Genomic DNA, 4,607 nt, shown 5'->3' with positions numbered 1-4,607 from the left:
CCATTGAGGCATTCCCACGCAGAGCGTGGGAACGATCAGCAGACCCAGCTCTTGCCTCCCTGCGGCCATCTGTCGCATTAATTTGAATTAAAAGTCTGATTGTCATTTTTCCTGCTGTATCCTGCGCAGGCTTTGTAAAGCGCGGAGCACCTGATCTATCAACAGACTTAGCGAGGAGCGCACCCATGCACGAGATTCCCAATCTCCCCTTCCCAAGCCTGCACGTACCTGAGCAGACGACCCCGCAACACGCCGGCGCCGAAAAGCCCGAGCCGCAAGAAGCCGCTGACAGCCGCAAAGCCGACAGCGAAGAGTAAGACCCGCCGTACAGACCGTGTGGAAAGCGCTAACATGCGCTTTCCACACTGCCTGAAACCCGAGCCCGCCATGACCGACGAATTCTCCGAAAGCCAAGCTGCCGTGCTGATCGGCGCCACCGAGAAGATGATCGAGATCTGGAATCGCCTCTCACCCGAGAAGCAAGCTGCCCTGCTCGAACGTTTCGGCAGCGAAGAAAACGCCCTCGCCGCCCTCGTCACCACGCAATTGGTGGCCCCGGCGAAATCCTGAAAGCGCCGCCCGGCAAATAGTTTTACTTTTCCCCGCCCCTGAACGGTTCACGCCGGTATCATGAGCAGCCTATCTAATCTGCTGCTCCCGTGGATCGTTACCCATGTCGTCTATATCCGAGCCCCAGCGTCCGCTGGCGGTTACGCTGCAAGTTGTCTCCATCGTCCTCTTCACCTTTATCGGTTACCTGAACATCGGCATCCCGCTCGCCGTGCTGCCGGGCTATGTCCACAGTGACCTGGGTTTCGGTGCGGTGATCGCCGGGCTGGTGATCAGCGTGCAATACCTCGCCACCCTGCTCAGCCGTCCATATGCCGGCAAGATCATCGACAACCAGGGCAGTAAACGCGCAGTGATGATTGGCCTCGCTGGTTGCGGCTTGAGCGGTGTGTTCATGCTGGTTTCCGCGTGGACACCGAACCTGCCACTGCTCAGTCTGATCAGCCTGTTGATCGGCCGTCTGGTGCTGGGCAGTGCGGAAAGCCTGGTCGGCTCGGGCTCGATTGGCTGGGGCATCGGCCGGGTTGGCGCGGCGAATACGGCGAAAGTGATTTCCTGGAACGGCATCGCCAGTTACGGCGCCCTGGCGATCGGCGCGCCGTTCGGTGTGTGGCTGGTGAGCCGGTTGGGGCTGTGGAGCATGGGCGTGAGCATCATCCTCCTCGCCCTGCTCGGTCTGGCGCTGGCATGGCCGAAGACCGCCGCGCCGATCGTCGCCGGTGAACGCCTGCCGTTCATGCATGTGCTGGGCAAAGTCTTCCCCCACGGCTGCGGGCTCGCGCTGGGCTCGATCGGCTTCGGCACAATCGCCACTTTCATCACCCTGTACTACGCGACCCAGCACTGGGACAACGCCGTGCTGTGCCTGAGCCTGTTCGGCGCCAGCTTCATCGGCGCGCGGCTGCTGTTCGGCAATCTGATCAACCGCCTCGGCGGCTTCCGCGTGGCGATTGCCTGCCTGTCGGTGGAAACGTTGGGACTGTTGCTGTTGTGGATTGCTCCGGATGCGCATTGGGCACTGGCCGGTGCGGCGCTGAGCGGCTTTGGCTTCTCGCTGGTATTCCCGGCGCTGGGCGTGGAAGCGGTGAATCTGGTGCCGGCCTCAAGCCGTGGCGCGGCGGTCGGTGCCTATTCGCTGTTCATTGATTTGTCGCTGGGGATCACCGGGCCGCTGGCCGGGGCGATCGCAGCAGGATTCGGTTTTGCTTCGATTTTCTTGTTCGCCGCATTTGCAGCGTTGAGCGGCCTTGGCTTGAGTGTCTATCTGTACAAGCACACGGCGAAGTATCGCGAGGTTTAGAAGTCCACCTTGCCGCGCCCGGCCTTGATGCTGCCGCGCTTGGTTTTCGACTCCAGCCGACGCTTCTTCGAACCGAGGGTCGGTTTGGTCGGACGACGTTTCTTTTCCACCTTGGTGGCGCTGAGAATCAGCTCGACCAGCCGCTCCAGCGCATCGGCGCGGTTGGCTTCCTGGGTTCGGTATTGCTGCGCCTTGATGATCAGCACGCCATCGCTGGTGATACGGCTGTCACGCAGGGCCAGCAGACGTTCCTTGTAGAACTCCGGCAATGACGAGTTGGGAATGTCGAAGCGCAAGTGCACGGCACTGGAGACCTTGTTGACGTTCTGCCCACCGGCGCCTTGCGCGCGGATGGCGGTCAATTCGATCTCGGCATCCGGCAGATGCACGTTGTTGGAAATCACCAGCATGGAAAAGCGTCCGTAATCAGAGCGTGCAGGATAACCTGATTCACTCAACCTCTGTGGGAGCGAGCCTGCTCGCGAAGGCGGTGTGTCAGTCGATGCAGATGTTTCTGATGGACCGCTTTCGCGAGCAGTTTCGCTCCCACAGGGTTCGGTGTGATGCCGGATTTTTCCATTTCAAAACAACAAACCCGGCACTCTGGCCGGGTTTGTCGTTTCTGCCTGCGAGGTTATTTCGCTGTTGCAGCCACCACCGCCTGCACACTGCGCTTGTTCTTGATCAGGTAGCAGACCCACATGAACACCACCCACACCGGAATCGCATACACCGAGATCTGAATCCCCGGGATCAGCAGCATCACGCCGAGGATGAACACCACGAACGCCAGGCAGACGAAGTTGCCGTACGGGTACCACAGCGCTTTGAACAGTGGCGTCTGTTTGGTCTGGTTCATGTGCTGGCGGAACTTGAAGTGCGAGTAGCTGATCATCGCCCAGTTGATCACCAGCGTCGCAACCACCAGCGACATCAGCAGTTCCAGCGCGTGCTGCGGGATCAGGTAGTTGAGCAGCACGGCAACCAGCGTCACTGCCGCCGACGCCAGAATCGAACGCACCGGCACGCCGCGCTTGTCGATCTTCGCCAGACCTTTCGGCGCATCGCCCTGCTCGGCCATGCCCAGCAGCATGCGGCTGTTGCAGTAGGTGCCGCTGTTGTATACCGACAGCGCAGCGGTCAGCACGACGAAGTTGAGGATGTGCGCGGCGGTATTGCTGCCGAGCATCGAGAACACCTGCACGAACGGGCTGCCGCTGTAGGAATCGCCGGACGCGTTGAGGGTTTCCAGCAGGCTGTCCCACGGGGTCAGCGACAGCAGGATCACCAGTGCGCCAATGTAGAAAATCAGGATGCGGTAGATCACCTGGTTGATCGCTTTCGGGATCACGGTTTTCGGCTTGTCGGCTTCAGCGGCGGTGAAACCGAGCATTTCCAGACCGCCGAAAGAGAACATGATGATCGCCATGGCCATCACCAGACCGCTCACCCCGTTGGGGAAGAAACCGCCGTGGGACCACAGGTTGCTCACCGAGGCTTGCGGGCCGCCGTGGCCGCTGACCAACAGGTAGCTGCCCAGCGCGATCATGCCAACGATGGCCACAACCTTGATGATCGCAAACCAGAATTCGGCTTCACCGAAGACTTTGACGTTGGCCAGATTGATCGCGTTGATCAGCACGAAGAATGCAGCAGCGGAGACCCAGGTCGGGATGTCCGGCGCCCAGTAATGGATGTACTTGCCGACCGCTGTCAGCTCGGACATGCCCACCAGAATGTACAGAATCCAGCAGTTCCAGCCCGACAGGAACCCGGCGAAACCGCCCCAGTATTTGTGCGCGAAATGGCTGAAGGAGCCGGCCACCGGCTCTTCGACGATCATTTCGCCGAGCTGGCGCATGATCATGAAGGCGATGAAGCCGCAGATGGCGTAGCCGAGGATCATCGACGGGCCGGCGGATTTCAGTACCCCGGCAGAACCGAGGAACAATCCGGTACCGATCGCGCCACCGAGGGCGATCAGTTGAATATGGCGATTTTTCAGGCCGCGTTTCAGCTCGCCTGATTGCGAGGGTTGTCCACTCATGAAAAAGGTCTCACGCAAGGTTTGATGATGTTCAGTAGACGTTGCTGCAAGGTTGCGATTTCAGGCAGCCCCGATCAAACCCCAGCGCAGGCACCAGGAGTTCAGCTCATTTACAACGGTCATGCGTCACCTGTTTGTTTTTATCTGTGACGAAATCGAACCCGGCACGCTTGTGGCGCGGCGGAGTGAACAAGGCGGATAGCCTCGAGATTTTTGCGATTACGCAGAGGGTCACAGTTAAAACGCGGCGCATTGTACACCGCTAACCCCCTGCTGCCAGACCCGCCTGATCAGCGTGTCGGTTGCCGGGATTGCATGTGTCCGCCTCGACAGTGCCGAGCGGCTGCAAAATGTGAGTCAGGCCTTTGCAGGCCATCGACGGGGACGAGGAGAAAACCGTCCCACGGGGAGAAGTGGAAATCAGTCGCGGCGTACATTGCGCCTCCTTCTTGTTATTCGCCTGCACGACAGGCATGGGGCGCATGACACCCTGCCTGAAGGCTGGAAACAAGCGCGCCAGAGCCCTGCGTGGCGCACGCTGCGTCGGGTTACGGAAGCTTTTCCTTACAACGGAGGGCGAGACGGGAAATCACCGGGTTGGCGGGCCAATATCGTCAGGTTTTCTTTACAACGCGTAACGAATATTTTACGAACCAGAATTTTCTGTAGGACGTCTGCATATTGACGGTC

Annotated in this window: 5 protein-coding genes; 3 read left to right on the top strand and 2 right to left on the bottom strand. The window is 59.6% G+C overall.

Annotated elements, in window-relative coordinates; translation table 11 throughout:
• Positions 1 to 185: 185 nt before the first annotated feature.
• The 3 genes from F8N49_RS28395 to F8N49_RS25755 all read left to right on the top strand — a co-directional run bounded on the left by F8N49_RS28395 (position 186) and on the right by F8N49_RS25755 (position 1,870).
• On the top strand, positions 186 to 317 hold the full coding sequence (locus F8N49_RS28395) for a hypothetical protein (protein WP_016771117.1): 132 nt from the start codon (positions 186 to 188) through the stop codon (positions 315 to 317).
• A gap of 70 nt (positions 318 to 387) precedes the next feature.
• Positions 388 to 570: a hypothetical protein gene (locus tag F8N49_RS25760; protein ID WP_039761215.1), complete on the top strand. Its 183-nt coding sequence runs from the start codon at positions 388 to 390 to the stop codon at positions 568 to 570.
• 112 nt (positions 571 to 682) lie between these two features.
• The gene (locus tag F8N49_RS25755; protein WP_071171413.1) at positions 683 to 1,870 is read left to right on the top strand and encodes an MFS transporter; all 1,188 of its coding nucleotides are present in this window, start codon (positions 683 to 685) and stop codon (positions 1,868 to 1,870) included.
• On the opposite strand, the gene arfB is transcribed toward F8N49_RS25755, so the two are convergent.
• Positions 1,867 to 2,280, bottom strand: coding sequence for an alternative ribosome rescue aminoacyl-tRNA hydrolase ArfB (arfB, locus tag F8N49_RS25750; protein ID WP_071171408.1), 414 nt, complete (start codon positions 2,278 to 2,280; stop codon positions 1,867 to 1,869). The two genes, F8N49_RS25755 and arfB, sit on opposite strands and share 4 nt — an antisense overlap.
• 224 nt (positions 2,281 to 2,504) lie before the next feature.
• Positions 2,505 to 3,917 (bottom strand): amino acid permease, encoded by a 1,413-nt coding sequence (locus F8N49_RS25745; RefSeq protein WP_071171407.1) that lies wholly within the window; start codon positions 3,915 to 3,917, stop codon positions 2,505 to 2,507.
• Between the last annotated feature and the right edge of the window lie 690 nt (positions 3,918 to 4,607).

This window comes from Pseudomonas sp. GXM4, assembly GCF_008923895.1.
GTDB lineage: Bacteria > Pseudomonadota > Gammaproteobacteria > Pseudomonadales > Pseudomonadaceae > Aquipseudomonas > Aquipseudomonas atacamensis.
This window is presented reverse-complemented; position numbering and strand designations above follow the sequence as displayed.